The organism is Pseudomonas sp. P42 (assembly GCF_017973755.1).
Classification (GTDB): domain Bacteria; phylum Pseudomonadota; class Gammaproteobacteria; order Pseudomonadales; family Pseudomonadaceae; genus Aquipseudomonas; species Aquipseudomonas iridis.
The window spans coordinates 335,510-355,762 of sequence record NZ_JACOPU010000001.1 but is presented as its reverse complement, the minus strand read 5'-3'; the positions used below and the strand labels follow the sequence as shown (position 1 = coordinate 355,762).

Below are 20,253 nucleotides of genomic sequence, written 5' to 3'. Positions count from 1 at the left end.
GGCGTGAATCAGTGGCTTTTTTGTTGCTCGATTTGTCTCTTACGGTAATACACAGCGGCTTAAATGCTCTAATCGCCCATCGCGTCTTACAGAAGAATCGTTTCTCTCATGGATTTCAAACAGCTCTGGCTCAACGCCCAGGACCTCTGGGGCACCCTCGAACAGCATCCGATCTTGCAGGCAGGTCTGGCCTTGACGGTTTTACTGGTGATCGCGCTAGTGCTCGGACGAGTGGCGCGTTATCTGATCCTGCACGCCAGCCGTATGCTCGGTCGCCAACCGGCCCTGCACTGGATCAACGACTTTCGCCACAACAAGGTGTTTCAGCGACTGGCGCAGATGACGCCATCGCTGGTCATTCAGTTCGGCCTGCATCTGGTGCCCGAGCTGAGCAAAACCGCGATGACTTTTCTCGGCAACGTGGCGCTGTCGTTCACCATTCTGTTCCTGCTGCTGTCGATCAGCGCCCTGCTCAATGCCCTGCTCGATATCTACGCGCGCACCGAACACGCCCGTACGCGCTCGATCAAAGGCTACGTGCAACTGGCAAAAATGGTCCTGTACGTGTTTGGCGCGATCATCATCGTCGCCACGCTGATCGATCGTTCGCCACTGTTACTGCTGTCGGGTTTGGGTGCGATGTCGGCGGTGATCCTGTTGGTCTACAAGGACACGCTGCTATCGTTTGTCGCCAGCGTGCAATTGACCAGCAACGACATGCTGCGGGTCGGCGACTGGATCGAGATGCCCCAGGTCGGCGCCGACGGTGACGTGGTCGATATCACCCTGCACACGGTCAAGGTGCAGAACTTCGACAAAACCATCGTCTCGATCCCGACCTGGCGTCTGATGTCCGAGTCGTTCAAAAACTGGCGCGGCATGCAGCAGTCCGGTGGCCGGCGGATCAAGCGCAGCCTGTTCATCGATGCCAGCGGCGTGCGCTTCATTCGCGATGACGAGGAAGCGAAGCTGTCCCAGGTGCACCTGCTGACCGACTACATGGGCCGCAAGAAAGCCGAACTCAAGGCGTGGAACGAGGCGCAGGGCAATGTCGCGGCCATGTCGGCGAATCGCCGGCGCATGACCAACATCGGTACCTTTCGCGCTTATGCGCTGGCTTATCTGAAGAGCCACCCGGAAATTCAACCGAACATGACCTGCATGGTCCGCCAGATGCAGACCACGGCGCAGGGCATTCCGCTGGAGATCTACTGCTTCACCCGCACGACGGTGTGGGCGGACTACGAGCGGATTCAGGGGGATATTTTCGATTACCTGCTGGCCGTGCTGCCGGAGTTTGGACTGAGCTTGTATCAGCAGCCGAGCGGCGGGGATTTGCGCTCGGGGTTGTTGCCGGCGGTGTTGGGCGCGGCCAGCATCCCAGAGCCTGAAAAACATATTATGTAGCGCCACTGAAACCTGTGGGAGAGGGCTTGCCCGCGATGAGGGAGTGTCAGCAATGAATTCATCGACTGGTACTGCGCTATCGCGGGCAAGCCCGCTCCCACAGGGATATTTTTCAGTCAGGTATCATGCGGTGGCTGGGGTTTTACGGATGCCCAGCCGGCTGATCCACACCGCCGCCAGAATCACACTCCCGCCAAGGAACAACCTTCCCAGTTCCTCATGCTGATTCCAGATCAGCAGATTCAGCAGCAACCCCACCGGCACATGCAGGTTGTTCATCACGGCCAATGTGCCGCCATTGACCATGCACGCTCCCTTGTTCCACCAGTACAAGCCGAGTGCGGTCGAGACCAGACCAAGGAACACCAGCACACCCCATTGCAGCGGCGCCTCCGGCAGGAAGTTCGATTTGCCGAATAACAGAAACGCCGGCAACACCACCGCCAGTGCGCCAAGGTAGAAGAAGCCAAAGCGCCGGTAATGCGGCAGATCGCTCGGGTGTTTGGCCACCAGATGCTTGTACAACACTTGCCCGGCGGCATAGGTGAAGTTGGCCAGTTGCAGCAGCAGGAAGCCCATGAAGAAGTCCGGGTTGATCCGGTCAAAACGAATCACCGCTGCGCCGCCCACCGCCACCAGTGCTGCGATCAGCGCCCACGGGTTGAAGCGCCGGTTCAAGGCATCTTCGATCAGGGTCACGTGCAGCGGCGTGAGGATGGTGAACAGCAGCACTTCCGGCACCGTCAACACGCGAAAGCTCAGGTACAGGCAGACGTAGGTCACGCCGAACTGCAACGCGCCGATCAGCAGCATGCCACGCATGAACGCTGGCTCCACCGAACGCCAGCGTGTCAGCGGGATGAACACCAGCCCGGCCAGCACCACACGCACCAGCACCGCGAAGTAGCTGTCGACATGCCCTGCCAGGTATTCGCCGATCAGACTGAAGGAAAACGCCTGGATCAGCGTGACAAAAAGTAGATAGCCCATGGTCGCCCCTGTTTTGAATGGCGGCGACGATAGCGGTTTTTTGGTTTCACTGCGAATCGACTGGATACGCACAAATCCCCTGTAGGAGCTGTGTCCGCCTTCAAATCCCGGGCAAAAAAAAGCCCGATCTCGCTAATGCGTTCAATCGGGCTACAGCACTCAGGAGCAACAAGTGCAAAGGGAGGTTCGATGCGCGTAAAGCCTTGAAGGGGTTGCGCCAGAGCACTAGAACATCCAGTGATTATCTGGCGATTAACATATCAAGCGACCTGAGAAAGCCTGGCGTTGGCCTGGTTCAGGCCCTTCTCCTGGAAGTCGCCCCCCAGGTTCATGCCTTCAGCATGGATGAAGGTCACGTCGTGAATGCCGATGAAACCCATCACCTGACGCAGGTACGGTTCCTGATGGTCGGCCGGGCCGCCAGCGTAAATGCCGCCGCGAGCCGTCAGCACGTAGGCACGCTTGCCGCTGAGCAGACCTTGCGGGCCGGTTTCGGTGTACTTGAACGTCACGCCGGCACGCAGCACATGGTCAAGCCAGGCCTTGAGGGTGCTGGGGATCGCGAAGTTGTACATCGGCGCGGCCATCACCAGCACATCAGCGGCGAGCAGCTCATCGGTCAATTCATTGGAGCGGTCCAGCGAGGACTGCTCGCTGTCATTGCGCTGTTCGGCGGGCTTCATCCAGCCGCCCAGCAGGTTGATATCGAGGTGCGGAACCGGGTTGACGGCAACGTCACGGACGGTGATCTGATCGGCCGGGTGCGCCGCTTTCCACTGACGGATAAAGGTCTGGGTCAGCTGACGGGAAACCGAGTCTTGCTGGCGGGCGCTGCTTTCGATGATCAGAACGCGGGACATATTGTGTAGCCTCCATCCGAGAATGTTGTAGGTCGATGGAGTGAAGGTTAAGCAGTATCGTATCGATGAAAAAGCGCAAATAATTGCTGCAAAGCATCGAATAATTCGTTTAGATGCATTCAGCCCTGTGAGAGCGAGCCTGCTCGCGAATACGCAATATCAGTCGACACATACGTTGACTGATCCAGCGCATTCGCGAGCAGCCTCGCTCCCACAAGGGACTGGTACTACTTCGGCGTGCAGGTCAGCTTGATGCGCAGCTTGATGATCTCGCGGGTGAACTTGGCCGTGGCGTTCTTGTGTTTGCCGGCGGGCACATCGATGGTACGGGTGCGTGGCGCTTCCGGACCATTATTGAACACCGCTTTGCAGGTCGCATCGACATCGCCGTAGTTGGCCACCCGAATCGAGCCAATGTCGTTATCGGTGTCGAAGGTCTCGTAGTCGATCTTCATGTCGTTGAGGTCTTTCTGCACGTCGATCGGATACGCAAACGCCGTCAGCGGCAGCAGCGCCAGCAGCACACAACAGAATTTTTTCATTCGGCAGTCTCCATGAGGGACAGCCAGCTTAGGACAAGAGGAGCTATTGATGAAAGCGCCCCGCGTGACCCTTGATCAATGGCGAACATTGCAGGCCGTGGTCGACCACGGCGGATTCGCCCAGGCCGCCGAGGCTCTGCACCGTTCGCAATCGTCGGTGAGCTACACCGTCGCCCGCATGCAGGACCAACTCGGTGTGCCGTTGCTGCGCATCGACGGGCGTAAAGCAGTGCTCACCGAGGCCGGCGGCGTACTGCTGCGCCGCTCGCGACAACTGGTGAAACAGGCCAGCCAACTGGAAGACCTCGCCCACCATATGGAGCAAGGTTGGGAAGCCGAAGTACGTTTGGTCGTCGATGCGGCTTACCCCAGCGCTCGCCTCGTCCGCGCACTGACGGCGTTCATGCCGCAAAGCCGTGGCTGCCGGGTGCGCCTGCGCGAAGAAGTGCTGTCGGGCGTGGAGGAAGTCTTGCTTGAAGGCGTGGCTGACCTGGCCATCACCGGGTTCAGCATTCCCGGTTACCTCGGCGCAGAATTGAGCGATGTCGAGTTCGTTGCCGTCGCCCACCCGGAACATCCCTTGCATCGTTTGAACCGCGAACTGAGCTTCCAGGACCTGGAAACCCAGATGCAAGTGGTTATCCGTGACTCCGGCCGCCAACAACCACGGGATGTCGGCTGGCTCGGCGCCGAGCAGCGCTGGACCGTCGGCAGTCTCGCCACCGCCGCAACCTTCGTCAGCAGCGGCCTGGGATTTGCCTGGTTGCCAAGGCACATGATCGAACGGGAATTGAAAGAAGGCTCGCTCAAGCTGCTACCGTTGGATCAGGGTGGCAGCCGCAACCCGAGTTTCTATCTGTACTCGAACAAGGACAAACCGCTGGGCCCGGCGACGCAAATCCTCATCGAACTGCTGCGCACCTTCGACACGTTGCCGCTGGATGCACCGTTCGCCGCCCCTGAACAAGCCTGACACGGAGTTCACCGATGGCGTATTTCGAACACGACGGTTGCAACCTGCATTACGAGGAATATGGCCACGGCACACCGCTGCTGCTGGTCCACGGGCTCGGCTCGAGCACGCTGGACTGGGAAATGCAGATTCCCGCGCTGGCCGCGCACTACCGGGTGATCGTCCCGGACATCCGCGGCCACGGACGCTCGGACAAACCCCGCGAGCGCTACAGCATCGCCGGGTTCAGCGCCGATCTGGTCGCACTGATCGAGCACTTGAACCTCGGCCCGGTGCACTACATTGGCCTGTCCATGGGCGGCATGATCGGTTTCCAGTTGGGTGTCGATCAGCCGCAACTGCTCAAGAGCCTGACCATCGTCAACAGCGCGCCCGAGGTCAAACTGCGTTCGCGCGATGACTATTGGCAGTGGTTCAAACGCTGGAGCCTGATGCGCGTGCTCAGCCTGGCAACCATCGGCAAGGCATTGGGCAGCAAACTTTTTCCCAAGCCGGAACAGGCCGCTCTGCGGCAGAAAATGGCCGAACGCTGGGCAAAAAACGACAAACGTGCTTATCTCGCCAGCTTCGATGCGATTGTTGGCTGGGGCGTTCAGGAACGACTTTCCCGAGTGACCTGTCCAACGCTCATCGTCAGCGCCGACCGTGACTACACACCCGTCACGCTGAAAGAAACCTATGTAAAACTGCTGCCCGATGCGCGGCTGGTGGTGATCGCCGATTCGCGCCACGCCACCCCGCTCGATCAACCCGAACGCTTCAATCAAACGCTGCTGGAGTTTCTCGCCGCAGCCGATATTCCTCCTCAGGATCACTGACCCATGCTGAAAAAAATCGCTCTCGCCGCCGGTACCGTGCTGTTTGCCGCCAACCTGATGGCTGCCACTCCGGCCAAAGCGCCGCACGTGCTGCTGGACACCACCAACGGCCAGATTGAAATCGAACTGGACCCGGTCAAGGCGCCGATCAGTACCAAGAACTTCCTTGAGTACGTCGACAGCGGCTTCTACACCAACACGATTTTTCACCGTGTGATCCCGGGCTTCATGGCTCAGGGCGGTGGTTTCACCCAGCAAATGCAGCAGAAAGACACCAAGGCACCGATCAAGAACGAAGCCAGCAACGGCCTGCACAACGTTCGCGGCACCTTGTCTATGGCGCGCACCTCCAACCCGGATTCGGCCACCAGCCAATTCTTCATCAACGTGGCTGACAACGCTTTCCTCGACCCGGGCCGTGATGCCGGTTACGCGGTATTCGCCAAAGTGGTCAAGGGCATGGACGTGGTCGACATCATCGTCAACTCGCAAACCACCACCAAAGGCGGCATGCAAAACGTGCCTGTCGACCCTGTGATCATCAAGTCGGCCAAACGCATCGACTAAGTTTCGCGGGGCATTTCGAGCGGCGGCGGTCTCGGGCCACGCCGCTCACACTGATAAAAGGAGAGCCCGTATCCGGGCGGTTATCTGATGCTCTATCGCCGTTTCGAACAACTGATCGACATATTCCGCGACGCCCCGACGGCGGCCCCTCCAGATCGTGTCTGGCCCTTCTATACCTATTACCTGAAGCAGGTCTGGCCGAGTTTCGCCGCCCTGCTGGTCGTTGGCCTGTTCGCCGCGCTGATCGAAGTGGCGCTGTTCAGTTACCTGAGCCGCATCATCGACCTGGCCCAAGGCACACCCAACCCGAATTTCTTCAGCGACCACGCCCTCGAACTGACGTGGATGGTGGTGGTTGCGCTGGTCCTGCGGCCGATTTTCTTTGGTCTGCACGATCTGCTGGTGCACCAGACCCTGAGCCCCGGCATGACCAGCATGATCCGCTGGCAGAACCACAGTTATGTGCTCAAGCAGAGCCTGAACTTCTTTCAGAACGACTTCGCCGGGCGCATCGCCCAGCGCATCATGCAGACCGGCAACTCGCTGCGTGATTCAGCGGTGCAAGCCGTCGATGCGTTGTGGCATGTGGTGATCTATGCGATCAGCGCACTGGTGCTGTTCGCCGAGGCTGACTGGCGCCTGATGATCCCGCTGCTGGTGTGGATCGCCGCTTACATCGGCGCGCTCTACTACTTCGTGCCCCGGGTGAAAGAGCGATCGGTCGAAGCCTCCGACGCGCGATCGAAACTGATGGGGCGGATCGTCGACGGCTACACCAACATCGCCACACTGAAGCTATTTGCCCACACCAACTTCGAACAGCATTACGCCAAGGAAGCCATCGAAGAACAAACCGTCAAGGCGCAAATGGCCGGTCGTGTGGTCACCAGCATGGACGTGGCGATTACTACCATGAACGGCTTGCTGATCGTTGGCACCACCGCCCTGGCCCTGTGGTTGTGGACGCAATCGTTAATCACCGTCGGTGCCATTGCCTTGGCGACTGGCCTGGTGATCCGCATCGTCAACATGTCCGGCTGGATCATGTGGGTGGTCACCGGCATCTTCGAAAACATCGGCATGGTTCAGGACGGTTTGCGCACTATCTCGCAACCGGTCAGCGTGACCGATCAGGAGCAGGCCAAACCGCTGGCGGTGGCCAATGGCGAAGTGCGTTTCGAGCATGTGGATTTTCACTACGGCAAGAAGCGCGGGATCATCGGCGACCTCAACCTGACCATCAAACCGGGTGAAAAAATCGGTCTGATCGGCCCGTCCGGTGCAGGCAAATCGACTCTGGTCAACCTGCTGCTGCGCCTCTACGACGTTGAGGGTGGGCGCATCCTGATCGACGGCCAGAACATCGCCGAAGTCGGCCAGGAAAGCCTGCGCGCACGTATCGGCATGATTACCCAGGACACCTCGCTGCTGCACCGTTCGATCCGCGACAACTTGTTGTACGGCAAACCTGATGCAACCGACGCCGAACTCTGGGACGCAGTGCACAAGGCCCGCGCCGACGAGTTCATTCCGTTGTTGTCCGACGCTGAAGGCCGCACCGGGTTTGACGCCCATGTCGGCGAGCGCGGCGTGAAGCTGTCGGGTGGCCAGCGACAGCGCATCGCGATTGCCCGAGTGCTGCTCAAGGACGCGCCGATCCTGATCATGGACGAAGCGACCTCGGCACTCGACTCGGAAGTTGAAGCGGCAATTCAGGAAAGCCTGGAAACCCTGATGCAGGGCAAAACCGTGATCGCGATTGCCCACCGCCTCTCGACCATCGCCCGGATGGATCGCTTGGTGGTGCTGGAAAACGGCAAGATCGCCGAGAGCGGCACCCACGCTGAACTGCTGGCTCACCGTGGTTTGTATGCCCGGTTGTGGGCGCATCAGACCGGGGGGTTTGTCGGGATCGATTGACAGACCCGATCACCACCAAACCTTGCAGGAGTGAGCCTGCAATCACCCGCAGACAAAACCGTCACAACCCGCCAATCACGGGGGCTGGCGGTTTTTTTTCGCCTGCTGGAAATCCGCGGAAAGCGTGCTGTACTCAGCGAAGGTTCCAGCAGGGAACCTGTCGTAAGTCCGCAAGGACGCGCAACTCGATGCAGTCTCGATAGCAAGCCTATCAAGGACTCTTCTCATGTCTTTGTTCAAACGTTCAGTTACGGAGTTGCTGGGTACGTTCTGGCTGGTGTTGGGCGGTTGTGGCAGTGCGGTGATCGCTGCCTCTTCACCTTTGGGAATCGGGGTGCTGGGGGTGGCCCTGGCGTTTGGTCTGACGGTGCTGACCATGGCCTTTGCCATCGGCCACATCAGCGGTTGTCATCTCAACCCGGCCGTGTCGGTAGGCCTGTTTGTCGGCGGTCGTTTTCCCGCCCGGGAACTGCCGGCCTACATCATCGCCCAAGTGCTGGGCGGGATTCTGGCGGCAGCGCTGCTTTACTACATCGCTAGCGGCAGGGAGGGTTTCGACATTGCCGCCGGTTTGGCCTCCAACGGTTATGGCGAGCATTCGCCCGGCAAGTATTCGATGGCTGCCGGATTTGTCACCGAGCTGGTGATGACCGCGATGTTTGTGATCATCATTCTGGGCGCCACCGACAAACGCGCTCCGCCAGGGCTGGCACCGATTGCCATCGGCCTCGCGCTGACGTTGATCCACCTGATCTCGATTCCAGTGACCAATACCTCGGTCAACCCGGCCCGCAGCACCGGGCCGGCGCTGATGGTCGGCGGCTGGGCGATCGCGCAGTTGTGGATGTTCTGGGTCGCGCCGTTGATTGGCGCGGTGGTCGGTGGCGGGATCTATCGCTGGTTGGGCAAAGAGGAAACCTGAGAGATGCCTGAGCTCCCTTTGTAGGAGCTGCCGAAGGCTGCGATCTTTTGATCTTGATGTTCAAAAAACCAGATCAAAAGATCGCAGCCTTCGGCAGTTCCTACAGGGGATCTAGGTTTGACGGTAGGGCAAGGCTGTTTTTGCTTCCTCGGCATAGGCCAGAACGCCAGCGCGTTCCTGTTTCAGAAAATCCTTCACCGCTGCTTTCAATCCGGGATGGCGCAGGTAATGCCATGAATGGGTGATCACCGGTTCAAAGCCACGAATCAGTTTGTGCTCGCCCTGAGCACCGGCATCGAAACGCTGATAACCCTGGGCAATCGCGTAGTCCATGCCCTGATAAAAACAGGTTTCGAAGTGCAGCCGATCAAACTCGGCCAAACAGCCCCAATAACGTCCGTAAAAACTGTCGCCCCCCACCAGACTGAACGCCATGGCCACCGGCCGTGAGCCCTGTTTGGCCAATACCACGCGAATCGCTTCGGGCATGCGCTCGGCCAATAGACTGAAAAACTCCCGGGTCAGATACGGCGTTTGCCGACGCACCGCGTAGGTATTGGCGTAGCAGGCGTAGACGAAATCCCACTGCGCCTCGTCCAGCGCTCCTCCTTCCAGCCATTCAAACTCAAAGCCCTGCCCCGCCACTTGCTCGCGTTCCTTGCGCATCTGTTTGCGCTTGCGCGAAGCGAGCACGTCGAGGAAATCCTGAAAGTCGCGATAGCCGCGATTCTGCCAGTGATACTGACAGCCAATGCGCTGCAACCAGCCCGGCTGTTCGGCCATGGCCGCGTCGGTGAACGTATCGGTGAAATTGATGTGGGCACTGGAAAGCGCTTCTATTTCCAGATAACCGGGCAGGCTCTTGAGCAGCTCGAAACCGTCCTCGACCCTGGCGGCCAGCAGCCTCGGCCCACTGACGGGACTGAACGGGACCGCCGTCAAAAGCTTGGGGTAGTAATCGATTCCGGCGCGGGCACAGGCATCGGCCCAGCCATGATCGAACACGTACTCGCCGTAGGAATGCCACTTGCGATAACTGGGCAACGCCGCGATCAGCCGATCGTCTTCAATATGCAGCAAATGCTCCGGCTGCCAACCGGAGTGGGGGCCGACGCTGCCGCTGTCTTCCAATGCACTGAGAAACGCATGGCGCAGAAACGGCTGATTGTCCGGCACCAGTGCATCCCAGGCATGTGAGGAAATTTCTGACAGGTTTTGCAGACGTTGCAACGGCATCAACAAGCTCTCCACAACAGGACTCCAGCGCCCGGCGAGTATCGCCGATTGCGCCGCAATGCACACCCGCAATCGGCCGACAGCGCTCTAGATCAATAGTTCACGATCGACGCACACCGTCATCATCTTGCCATCACTGTGCCACTGCACTGTCATAAACCATCGCGATACTGGCGCCTGTTTTTAGAGCGCCGGGTTCTAACCCGGACACTGTTTTCCGACCTCGATTGTCGGTTGTGCCCAGGATGGTTAAGCCATCCCTCTCATCTTCGGAGATTGCTATGCGTCTTGCTTACACGAAAACTGCGGCGGCCCTGTGCGGTGGCTTGTTGCTGGCCATGAGCGTTCCGGCCAGTGCTGCAGTCGACGCCAAACTGCTCGACATGCTCAAGGCTAACGGTTCGATTTCCCAGGCGCAGTACATTGAACTGCAAACTGAACTGGCCAAGGATCAGAAGGCTCAGCAAATCGCGCAGCAGGCGCAGCAAGAGACCAACGAACAAGTCGCGGCTGTCGCGAAAAAGACCAATGAACAAAGCGCTTTCGACCAGAAACTGGCGTGGGCGGCGAAGACTCAGTTCAAGGGCGACGTGCGCATCCGTCAGGAAACCATCAAGATCGATGGCGAACCGAACAACGGCGGTCGCGACAAGGATCGTCAGCGCATCCGTGCCCGCCTGGGTGCCTACACCGAGATCAACCCGCAAGTAGACACCGGCATCCGCATCGCCACCGGCGGCGGCGACGATGCCCGTTCGACTAACCAGGATCAGGACAACTACTTCGACAAGAAGCAGATCTGGCTGGATCTGGGCTACATCGACTACCACCCTGACCAGATCAAGAACCTGCACGTGATCGGCGGCAAGATGCTGCAACCGTGGGTGAGCATGGGCGACGTGATCTGGGATAGCGACATCAACCCTGAAGGTCTGGCCGTTACTTACAAATACCCGCTGGGCAGCAGCGCCGAACTGTTCGGCAGCCTGGGTAACTACAACCTCAAAGACAACGTCGATGGTGACGGCGTGCAGTTTCGTCACGACCTGCGCCTGACCGCCGGCCAACTGGGTAGCCGATTCAATATCACCGACAACCTGAAACTGACCTTGGGCGGCAGTGTCTACGCTTACCAGAACGACGAAGACAGCCGTTGCACCGGCACTTCCACGCCGTGCGCGCTGGCGGTCAACGGCAACTCGGCAAACAACGAGTTCCGCCTGTACGAAGGTTTCAGCCAGGTCGACATCGGCGGTCTGCCAATGCCTCTGTCGTTCTACGGTCAATACGTGAAGAACAACGATGCCGTGACCGATCAGGACACTGCCTGGCTGCTCGGCGCCAAGTCGAAGGTCTTTGGTTTCAACCTCGACTACAACTATCGTGACGTGCAGCGCAACGCTGTGGTCGGCGCGTTCACCGACTCCGACTTTGCCAACGGCACCACAGGTTCGCGTGGTCACAAGTTCAAGGTCGGTTACGACATCGACAAGAACTTCGCTGTCGGCGCGACGTACTTCCTGACCAAGGCAGACTTCGCCAGCCGTACCCAGCGTGATGCAGATACCAACACCCTGCAGCTGGATGCGGAAGCCAAGTTCTAAACAGCAGCAATCAATAGCCTGACGTGGGCGGGACGATCCCCATCATCCGTTCGTTTCACCCACGCGGGGCTATTTCAGAATGCGCAAAAACCCCTGTAGGAGCTGCTGCACGCTGCGATCTTTTGATCTTGTTTTTAAGATCAAAAGATCGCAGCCTGCGGCAGCTCCTACAGAGGCTTGTCTTCCCGTCGTTGCGTCGCCAGGCGCTCAGCCAGTGCATCGACACCCTCTTCAGGTTGTTCCGGCATGGCCTTCAGCGTCGCCTGCATCAACCGCATCTGGCGTATGAAACGCCGGCAGTTGCGGCAGAACATCAGGTGATGACGCACCATCAGCTTCTCGCCAAAACTCAGCTGACCATCGAGATAATCGCTGGATCGTGCCACTTGCTCCTTGCATGTCAACATTCTCCTGTCTCCTCAAAATGTTCCACGGTCGCGAAGACCTTTAACCGTGCCCGATGCAGCAGCACCCGAACATTGGAGAGCGAGATGTCCAGAAGATTACAGATCTCTTCGAGCTCCACGCCCTGGCGCTCACGCAACAGCAAAACGCTGCTTTGCAGTTCCGACAGGCTCAGCAACGTGTGCTCCAGGCACTCGCGCAGTTCGCCTTCGGTCAACAACGCCTCGGGAGTGTCCTGGTGCCAGGCGAAAGGCGCGACCAGCCAATGGCCGTCGCCAGACGAAAAACGGTCGTCGTCGATAGTGCCGTGGGGCGACGGCAAGTCGTCGAGCAGCACCTCGCGGCGATTTTGCTTGTAGCGACTCTTGGCCGAATTGGCAGTGATGGTCAGCAGCCAGGTCTTGAGACTGGAGCGCCCTTCGAAGCTGCCAATATGACGCACCACCGACAGCCAGGCGTCCTGCACCACTTCCTCGACATGACGCTGGCCGACGATCGCATATGCAACGGCACGCATGGCGCTCTGATAAGTCGTGACCAGCTCCTTGAAAGCCTTCTGCTCGCCTGCCAGCAAACGCTCAAGCAATTGGGTGTCGTCCGTAACGGCCATTGACGCCTCGCTTCAGTTGATAGGACGCAAAAGATCGCAGCCCGCAGCAGCACTTACAACAACGGGTTTGAAACCGTCAGTGTAGGAGCTGTCTCAGGCTGCGATCTTTTCAGGGCAAACTCAGCGCTTGCGCAGAATCACGCTACCGATCGAGTAACCCGCACCGAACGAACTCAGCACTGCCAGCGAACCGGCGGCCAGGTCATCCTGGTACTTGTGGAAAGCAATGACCGACCCCGCCGAACTGGTGTTGGCGTAGGTGTCGAGGATTACCGGCGCCTCTTCTTCCGTCGCTTCGCGGCCCAGCAGTTTGCGCACGATCAGGTGGTTCATGCTCAGGTTGGCCTGATGCAGCCAGAAGCGCTTAACGTCGCCGACGTTGAGCTGGTTCTCTTGCAGATGCTCGCCGATCAGTTCGGCAACCATCGGGCAAACGTCCTTGAACACCTTGCGGCCTTCCTGCACGAACAGCTTGTCGCGAGCACCGACGCCCTCTTCCGCCGCGCGATTGAGGAAACCGAAGTTGTTGCGGATGTTGTTGGAGAACTTGGTCAGCAGTTTGGTGCTGACCACGTCGAACTGGTGCCGGGAGGTGGCCAGGTCGGCGCGTTCGATGATCACCGCAGTGGCTGCATCGCCGAAGATGAAGTGGCTGTCGCGGTCACGGAAGTTCAGGTGCCCGGTGCAGACTTCCGGGTTGACCATCAGGATCGCCCGGGCCTGGCCCAGTTGCACGCTGTTGGTCGCTGCCTGAATGCCGAAGGTCGCCGAGGAACAGGCCACGTTCATGTCGAAACCGAAACCTTGAATGCCCAGCGCTTCCTGGACTTCGATGGCGATGGCCGGGTAGGCGCGTTGCAGGTTGGAGCAGGCAACGATGACACCGTCGATGTCGGCAGCGGTTTTGCCGGCGCGTTGCAAGGCTTGCTCGGCAGCACCGATGGCCATCTGGCAGAGTACCGACCATTCGTCGTTGGACCGCTCCGGCAGGCGCGGGGCCATGCGTTGCGGATCAAGAATGCCGTCCTTGTCCATGACAAAACGGCTTTTGATGCCCGAGGCTTTCTCGATGAACGGTGCGCTGGATTCAGTCAGTGCCTGGACTTCGCCGCTGGCGATGGCCTCGGCGTTGTCCGCGTTGAACTGTGCGACGTAGGTATTGAAAGACTGCACCAGCTCTTCGTTGGAGATGCTGTTGGCCGGGGTATACAGGCCGGTGCCGCTGATGACGACGTTATGCATGGTCGTTTCTCTAATCTGTTCAGGCAGAAAGTGCTGGAACCGTCGTACCAACACACAAAGGGTCTATTCCCATCCGGGGGACGCAAACCTGGCATCGCTTTATTCCGCTCCGGGACACGGCCGAAGGCTCTGGGTCGCGAACGCGGCGTTTATGGTCGCGAAGTTTGCCATAAACCCAAGGTTTTGGCCCCTTTCTCACGCACAACCCAAATCCCGACGTGGGAGCGAGCCTGCTCGCGAAGGCGGTGTGTCAGTCACCGCCATGGTGTCTGATGCAGCGCTTTCGCGAGCAGGCTCGCTCCCACAGGGGGGTTGCGTAGGGAGCAAGATCAGGGTTCTACCTGAGTCCACTGCTTGTTCAGGCGTTTGTCGGAGATCGGCACTTTCGTCCCCAGTTGCTGGGCGAACAGCGAAACCCGATATTCCTCCAGCCACCAACGGTACAACTCAAGCTGCGGATCGCGTTTGCCTTCCTGGGCGTGTTTGGCGGCGCGAGTCTGGTATTGCGCCCAGAGGCCAGCGAGTTCACCGCTCCAGACCCGATCCTTCTGCACCTGCGCGCCGAGTTTCTCGAAACGCTGCTCGACCGCTTTCAGGTAACGCGGCAACTCCTTGAGCCACTGCATCGGCGTTTCACGGACAAAGCCCGGATAGACCAGATTACTGATCTGCTGCTTGATGTCATTGAGCGCCACGGCTTGGGCGAGGTCGATCTTGCCCTTGAAGCGCTTTTGCAGACCGTGCCAGATCTTCAGGATCTCCAGCGTCAGCCGCGCCACACGCTCGGCATGTTCCGTCCAGCTGCTGCGCTTGCGCTCGGCCAATGCCGCCAGCCCTGCGCCGTCACGGGGCAACGGGTCTTCGCCCTCCAGAATGCAGCTGTCGAGGCTGGCCAGCAAAATGTCTTCGACCAAGGCATCGACCCGCCCGAGATCGCGGTAGAGCAAACCCAGTTCGGTCTGCCCCGGCAACTTGCCACGCAGGAATTTGGCCGGCTCGGCCAATTGCTGCATCAACAAACGCTGCAACGCACGACGATGCTGAAACTCGGCTTCGGCCGGCGTCGAGAATCGTCCTTCCTTGACCGTACCGCCCTCTTCCACCAGCGCCGGATACACCGTCATCGACAACCCGGCGATCTTCTGCTGAGTTTTTTCTGCCACCGGGGCAAAGACTTTCGCCTCCACCGGTTGCTGACTTTTAGCGCTCTGCGGCACGGCCAGTGCGGCCTGACTGGCTTCGGCAAAACGCGCGGTCAGCTCGGCCAGATCTCGTCCTTCGCCAAGAAACTTGCCTTGGCCGTCGACGATTTCCAGGTTCATCCGCAGATGCCCTTCGACCCCTTGCTCAGCCTCTGCCCACGCCTCATCACTGACCCGTGCGCCGGTCATGCGCAACAGCTCACGGCCCAGAGCTTGCGGCAGCGAAGCTTCGGCGAAGGTCATGCGTTGCAACGCAGCCTTGATAAAGTCCGGCACCGGCACGAAATTTTTGCGCAGCGCTTTCGGCAAGTTACGCACGAGGGCGATGCACTTGGCCTCGATCAACCCCGGCACCAGCCATTCCAGACGCTCCGGCGGCAACATCGGCAACAGCGGCGCCGGCACACGCAAAGTCACGCCGTCACGCGGGTGATTGGGTTCAAAATGATACGTCAGGGCCAGTTCCAGATCACCGATGTGCAGGGTGTCCGGGTAGTCCCGTGCGGTGACTTCACTGGCCTCGCGAGCCAGTACATCTTCTTCACGCATGATCAACAGCCGCGGATCTTTCTGGCTGTTGATGCGATACCAACTGTCGAAGGTCGCCGTCTGGTGAATCTCTGCCGGCAAGCGTGCATCGTAGAAGGCGTACAGGGTTTCTTCGTCGGCGAGAATGTCGCGACGACGAGCCTTGGCTTCGAGTTCGTCGAGCTGTTCCAGTAGCTTCTGGTTAGCGGACAGACACTTGGCTCTGGATTGAATCTCGCCGCGCACCAGACCTTCACGGATAAACAATTCACGCGAGACCACCGGATCGACCGGACCGTAGTGCACCGGCCGGCGGCCAACCACGATCAGGCCGAACAGGGTGATCTGCTCGAACGCCACGACCTGGCCGCGCTTCTTCTCCCAGTGCGGCTCGAAGTGGTTTTTCTTGATCAGATGCCCGGCCAGCGGCTCGATCCAGTCGGCGTCGATCTTGGCGACCATGCGTGCGTAAAGCTTGGTGGTCTCCACCAGTTCGGCGGTCATCAGCCATTGCGGGCGCTTCTTGCCGATGCCTGACGACGGATGAATCCAGAAGCGTCGCTGACGCGCGCCGAGGTAATCGCCGTCCTCGGTTTTCTGGCCGATCTGGCTGAGCAGCCCTACCAGCACCGCTTTGTGCAGTTTCTGATAATCCGCCGGCTCTTTGTTCAGGCTCAGCTGCATGTCGCGGCAGATCAGGCTCAACTGACGATGGGAGTCGCGCCACTCACGCAAACGCAAGTAATTGAGGAAGTTCTTCCGACACCAATTGCGCAGCGGACTGGCCGTGAGCGCCTGGCGCTGCTCTTCAAAACCACGCCACAGATTGACCAGCCCGGCGAAGTCCGAGTCGATGTCCTTCCATTGCGCGTGGGCCTGATCGGCGGCTTGCTGACGCTCCGGCGGACGCTCGCGCGGGTCCTGAATCGACATGGCACTGGCGACGATCAGCACTTCCTGCAGACTGCCGAGCTTGGCCGCTTCGAGCAACATACGCCCCATGCGCGGGTCCACCGGCAGGCGCGCCAATTGGCGGCCGAGCGGGGTCAACTGGCTGTTGCGATCGACCGCCGAGAGTTCTTGCAGCAGATTGAATCCGTCACTGATCGCCTTGCCGTCCGGCGGCTCGATGAACGGGAACGCGGTGATTTCGCCGAGGCGCAGATGGAGCATCTGCAAAATCACCGCGGCGAGGTTGGTGCGCAGAATTTCCGGATCGGTAAATTCCGGGCGACCGATGAAGTCTTCTTCGCTGTAGAGGCGAATGCAGATACCCGGCTCGACCCGGCCGCAGCGACCTTTACGCTGGTTGGCACTGGCCTGGGAAATCGCTTCGATCGGCAGGCGCTGGACCTTGGCGCGATAGCTGTAGCGGCTGATGCGCGCGGTACCGCTGTCGATCACGTAACGGATGCCCGGCACGGTCAGCGAGGTTTCGGCAACGTTGGTCGCCAGCACCACACGACGGCCCGGGTGCGACTGGAAAATCCGCTGCTGCTCGGCCGGTGACAGACGCGCATACAGCGGCAGAATTTCGGTGTGCTTGATCTGCGCCTTGCGCAGCATATCGGCGGCGTCGCGAATCTCCCGTTCGCCGGGCAGGAACACCAAAACATCACCGGGGCTGCGGCGTTCGCTGCGCTCATAAGCGGCGATTTCGTCGAGGGTGGCGAGGATCGCCTGATCCACGGTCAGGTCATCTTCGACACGGTTGCCCTCTTCGTCCTGCTCCAGGGTCAGCGGGCGATACCAGGTGTCTACCGGGAAGGTTCGGCCGGAGACTTCAACAATCGGTGCATCGTCGAAATGCTTGGAGAAACGTTCCAGATCGATGGTTGCCGAGGTGATGATGACTTTCAGATCCGGGCGACGCGGCAGCAGGGTTTTCAGGTAACCGAGCAGAAAATCGATGTTGAGGCTGCGTTCGTGGGCTTCGTCGACGATGATCGTGTCGTAGCGTTCGAGGTAGCGGTCGTTCTGGGTTTCCGCCAGCAGGATGCCGTCGGTCATCAGCTTGATCAGGGTGTTGGAGTCGCTCTGATCTTCAAAACGCACCTGATAGCCGACCAGCGAACCGAGCGGCGTCCCGAGTTCTTCGGCGACGCGGCTGGCGACGCTGCGCGCAGCGATCCGGCGCGGCTGGGTGTGGCCGATCAGACCGTGTTGACCACGACCGATTTCCAGGCAGATTTTCGGCAACTGGGTGGTTTTACCCGAGCCGGTTTCGCCCGCGATGATCAGGACCTGATGCTGCTCCAGCGCCTTCTTGATTTCGTCACGCTTGGCCGCAATCGGCAGGCTGTCGTCGTAACGAATGACCGGCAGGCTGGCCTTTCGCGCCAGCACCTGATCACAAGACGCCTGCATGCGCGTCACCCATTGGGCCAGCTTGGCCTCATCGGGATTCTTGCGCAGCTCAAGCAACTGCCGCCGCAGCCGGTGGCGGTCGGCGAGCATGGCGTGATCGAGGTTTTTCAACAGTTTGTCGATGGAGGGCGATTCGTCGGTCATCGGGTACGCAATTCGGTCGTGTAGTGGCGCAAGGACGCGATTGTCGCAGATTTACCCTCGATTGACCTGCTTCCCCTGTAGGAGCTGCCGCAGGCTGCGATCTTTTGACTTAGTTTTATAAAGGCAAGATCAAAAGATCGCAGCCTGCGTCAGCTCTTACAGGGGGGGGGAGTTATTCGTTATCGAGGCCTTTACGCCGATACGGAAACACATCAATCACTTTGCCGGCGCGAATCGCTTCCTGCAGGCTTTTCCAGTAATCGGCGTTATACAACTCGCCATGCAACTGATCGAACAACTTGCGTTGCCCCGAATCAGCAAACAGAAACGGCGGAAACTCCTCGGGAAACACATCCAGCGGCCCGATCGAATACCACGGCTCCGACGCCATTTCATCCTCGGGTGTGCGCGGTTGCGGGATGTGGCGGAAGTTGGCTTCGGTCAGGAAACAGATCTCGTCATAGTCATAAAACACCACTCGCCCGTGACGGGTGACGCCGAAGTTCTTCAACAACATGTCGCCGGGAAAGATGTTCGCCGCCGCCAGTTGCTTGATCGCGAGCCCGTAATCTTCCAGCGCTTCATGCACCTGCGCATCGTTGGCGTTTTCCAGATAAAGGTTGAGCGGGGTCATCCGCCGTTCCGTCCAGCAGTGGCGGATCAGCACCGTGTCGCCTTCGACCGACACCGTGGACGGCGCGACCTCCAATAATTCCTCGAGGCACGCTGGCTCGAATTTGCTCAGCGGAAAACGGAAATCGGCAAATTCCTGGGTATCGGCCATGCGGCCTACCCGGTCGACGCTTTTCACCAGTCGATACTTCTCGATGACCGTGGCACGGTCGACGTTTTTCGACGGTGAAAACCGGTCCTTGATGATCTTGAACACGGTGTTGAAGCCCGGCAGGGTAAACACGCTCATGACCATGCCACGCACGCCCGGCGCCATGATGAACTGGTCATCGGTGTTGGCCAGGTGATTGATCAGCGCCCGATAGAACTCGGACTTGCCGTGCTTGTAAAAGCCAATCGAGGTATACAACTCGGCGATGTGTTTGCCCGGCAAAATCCGCCGCAGAAAACCGATGAACTCAGCCGGCACCGGCACATCGACCATGAAATACGAACGGGTGAAAGAGAAGATGATCGACACATCGGCTTCGTCGGTGATCAGCGCATCGATCTGAATCCCGCGCCCTTCGCGGTGCAGCAGCGGAATCACCAGGGGCCATTGCTCATCGCGGGTGTAAATGCGCCCGACCAGATACGCGCCCTTGTTGCGGTACAACACCGAGGAAAACAGCTCAACGCTCAGTTCCGGGTCTTTGCACACCCAGTCCGGGAGATTTTCACGCAACTGCGCTTCGAGGCGGCGCAGGTCGCCGGGCAAATCGGCGTAATCCTCGCTGAAACGGTAGTCGGCAAAAATGCTCGCGAGCATCCCCGACAATTGCCCTTGCGGCTTGTACGTGCGGGTTTGCGCAGCCCGCGCTCGGCGCAGGCTCGGGCGGGTGGTGTGAATGAACATGCAGCCGTCGCTGATCAGATCATGGCTGAACAGCCCGCAGAAAATCGAGTTGTACCAGGTCTCCGACAGTTCATCGTCGAAGCGCAGGTCGATGACGCTGATGTAGGCGCTTTTCACCAGCGGCCAGCAACTGACATTCATCAGCGCTTCGTCGTCGAAGTATTCGCGCAGTCGGGCGATGGTTTCGCCGACTTTTTCCTCATACAGGTTGATTCGCGCCGCCGACGCGGTTTGCGTCTCCTGCCAGCGCGCCTGCTCGAATCGCTCCCGGGCGCCATCGGTGATGCGGCGGAAATGCTCGCGGTAATCATCAAAGCCATCGAGGATCATGCGGGCGATGTCGGTGGCGGGCCATTGCTGCGGCATAGATGAAACCTCTGCGTGCATT

General features: G+C 59.3%; 16 protein-coding genes. 7 read left to right on the top strand and 9 right to left on the bottom strand.

The window, feature by feature from the left end; all coding sequences use genetic code 11:
- Window positions 1-108 precede the first annotated feature (108 nt).
- The gene (locus H8B20_RS01770) at window positions 109-1,407 is read left to right on the top strand and encodes a mechanosensitive ion channel family protein (protein ID WP_210622195.1); all 1,299 of its coding nucleotides are present in this window, start codon (window positions 109-111) and stop codon (window positions 1,405-1,407) included.
- A gap of 123 nt (window positions 1,408-1,530) precedes the next feature.
- Here H8B20_RS01770 and H8B20_RS01765 read toward each other — a convergent pair whose 3' ends face one another.
- The 3 genes from H8B20_RS01765 to H8B20_RS01755 form a co-directional block, all read right to left on the bottom strand.
- On the bottom strand, window positions 1,531-2,397 hold the full coding sequence (locus H8B20_RS01765; RefSeq protein WP_210622194.1) for a carboxylate/amino acid/amine transporter: 867 nt from the start codon (window positions 2,395-2,397) through the stop codon (window positions 1,531-1,533).
- Between the two features lie 260 nt (window positions 2,398-2,657).
- Window positions 2,658-3,257 (bottom strand): FMN-dependent NADH-azoreductase, encoded by a 600-nt coding sequence (locus tag H8B20_RS01760; protein WP_042558126.1) that lies wholly within the window; start codon window positions 3,255-3,257, stop codon window positions 2,658-2,660.
- 227 nt (window positions 3,258-3,484) lie between these two features.
- Window positions 3,485-3,799, bottom strand: coding sequence for a hypothetical protein (locus H8B20_RS01755; protein WP_042558125.1), 315 nt, complete (start codon window positions 3,797-3,799; stop codon window positions 3,485-3,487).
- A 49-nt stretch (window positions 3,800-3,848) separates the two neighbouring features.
- Here H8B20_RS01755 and H8B20_RS01750 point away from each other — a divergent pair, with 49 nt between their 5' ends.
- From H8B20_RS01750 to aqpZ, 5 genes are all read left to right on the top strand, one after another.
- A complete protein-coding gene (locus H8B20_RS01750) occupies window positions 3,849-4,772 on the top strand; it encodes a PA3225 family LysR-type transcriptional regulator (protein WP_150594336.1) in 924 nt (307 codons plus the stop codon).
- Between the two features lie 14 nt (window positions 4,773-4,786).
- The gene (locus H8B20_RS01745; RefSeq protein WP_210622193.1) at window positions 4,787-5,590 is read left to right on the top strand and encodes an alpha/beta fold hydrolase; all 804 of its coding nucleotides are present in this window, start codon (window positions 4,787-4,789) and stop codon (window positions 5,588-5,590) included.
- A 3-nt stretch (window positions 5,591-5,593) separates the two neighbouring features.
- Window positions 5,594-6,157, top strand: coding sequence for a peptidylprolyl isomerase (locus H8B20_RS01740; protein WP_042558122.1), 564 nt, complete (start codon window positions 5,594-5,596; stop codon window positions 6,155-6,157).
- 87 nt (window positions 6,158-6,244) lie between these two features.
- A complete protein-coding gene (locus tag H8B20_RS01735; protein WP_210622192.1) occupies window positions 6,245-8,077 on the top strand; it encodes an ABC transporter ATP-binding protein in 1,833 nt (610 codons plus the stop codon).
- Between the two features lie 226 nt (window positions 8,078-8,303).
- Window positions 8,304-8,999 carry an aquaporin Z gene (gene aqpZ / locus H8B20_RS01730; RefSeq protein WP_210622191.1) on the top strand — a complete coding sequence of 232 codons (696 nt, stop codon included), beginning with the start codon at window positions 8,304-8,306 and terminating at the stop codon, window positions 8,997-8,999.
- Window positions 9,000-9,110: 111 nt separating this feature from the next.
- On the opposite strand, the gene H8B20_RS01725 is transcribed toward aqpZ, so the two are convergent.
- Window positions 9,111-10,235: a GNAT family N-acetyltransferase gene (locus H8B20_RS01725; RefSeq protein ID WP_210622190.1), complete on the bottom strand. Its 1,125-nt coding sequence runs from the start codon at window positions 10,233-10,235 to the stop codon at window positions 9,111-9,113.
- A gap of 281 nt (window positions 10,236-10,516) precedes the next feature.
- Here H8B20_RS01725 and H8B20_RS01720 point away from each other — a divergent pair, with 281 nt between their 5' ends.
- The gene (locus H8B20_RS01720; RefSeq protein WP_210622189.1) at window positions 10,517-11,839 is read left to right on the top strand and encodes a putative porin; all 1,323 of its coding nucleotides are present in this window, start codon (window positions 10,517-10,519) and stop codon (window positions 11,837-11,839) included.
- A gap of 167 nt (window positions 11,840-12,006) precedes the next feature.
- On the opposite strand, the gene H8B20_RS01715 is transcribed toward H8B20_RS01720, so the two are convergent.
- The 5 genes from H8B20_RS01715 to aceK form a co-directional block, all read right to left on the bottom strand.
- Entirely contained in the window at window positions 12,007-12,246 is a 240-nt protein-coding gene (locus tag H8B20_RS01715) for an anti-sigma factor family protein (RefSeq protein ID WP_210622188.1), read from the bottom strand.
- Window positions 12,240-12,854 carry an RNA polymerase sigma factor gene (locus H8B20_RS01710; RefSeq protein WP_042558118.1) on the bottom strand — a complete coding sequence of 205 codons (615 nt, stop codon included), beginning with the start codon at window positions 12,852-12,854 and terminating at the stop codon, window positions 12,240-12,242. The genes H8B20_RS01715 and H8B20_RS01710 overlap by 7 nt, the downstream gene beginning before the upstream one ends.
- Window positions 12,855-12,974: 120 nt before the next feature.
- Window positions 12,975-14,096 carry a beta-ketoacyl-ACP synthase III gene (locus H8B20_RS01705; RefSeq protein WP_047300123.1) on the bottom strand — a complete coding sequence of 374 codons (1,122 nt, stop codon included), beginning with the start codon at window positions 14,094-14,096 and terminating at the stop codon, window positions 12,975-12,977.
- Between the two features lie 329 nt (window positions 14,097-14,425).
- Window positions 14,426-18,337, bottom strand: coding sequence for an ATP-dependent RNA helicase HrpA (gene hrpA / locus H8B20_RS01700; protein ID WP_210622187.1), 3,912 nt, complete (start codon window positions 18,335-18,337; stop codon window positions 14,426-14,428).
- A 172-nt stretch (window positions 18,338-18,509) separates the two neighbouring features.
- The gene (gene aceK, locus H8B20_RS01695) at window positions 18,510-20,231 is read right to left on the bottom strand and encodes a bifunctional isocitrate dehydrogenase kinase/phosphatase (RefSeq protein WP_210622186.1); all 1,722 of its coding nucleotides are present in this window, start codon (window positions 20,229-20,231) and stop codon (window positions 18,510-18,512) included.
- Between the last annotated feature and the right edge of the window lie 22 nt (window positions 20,232-20,253).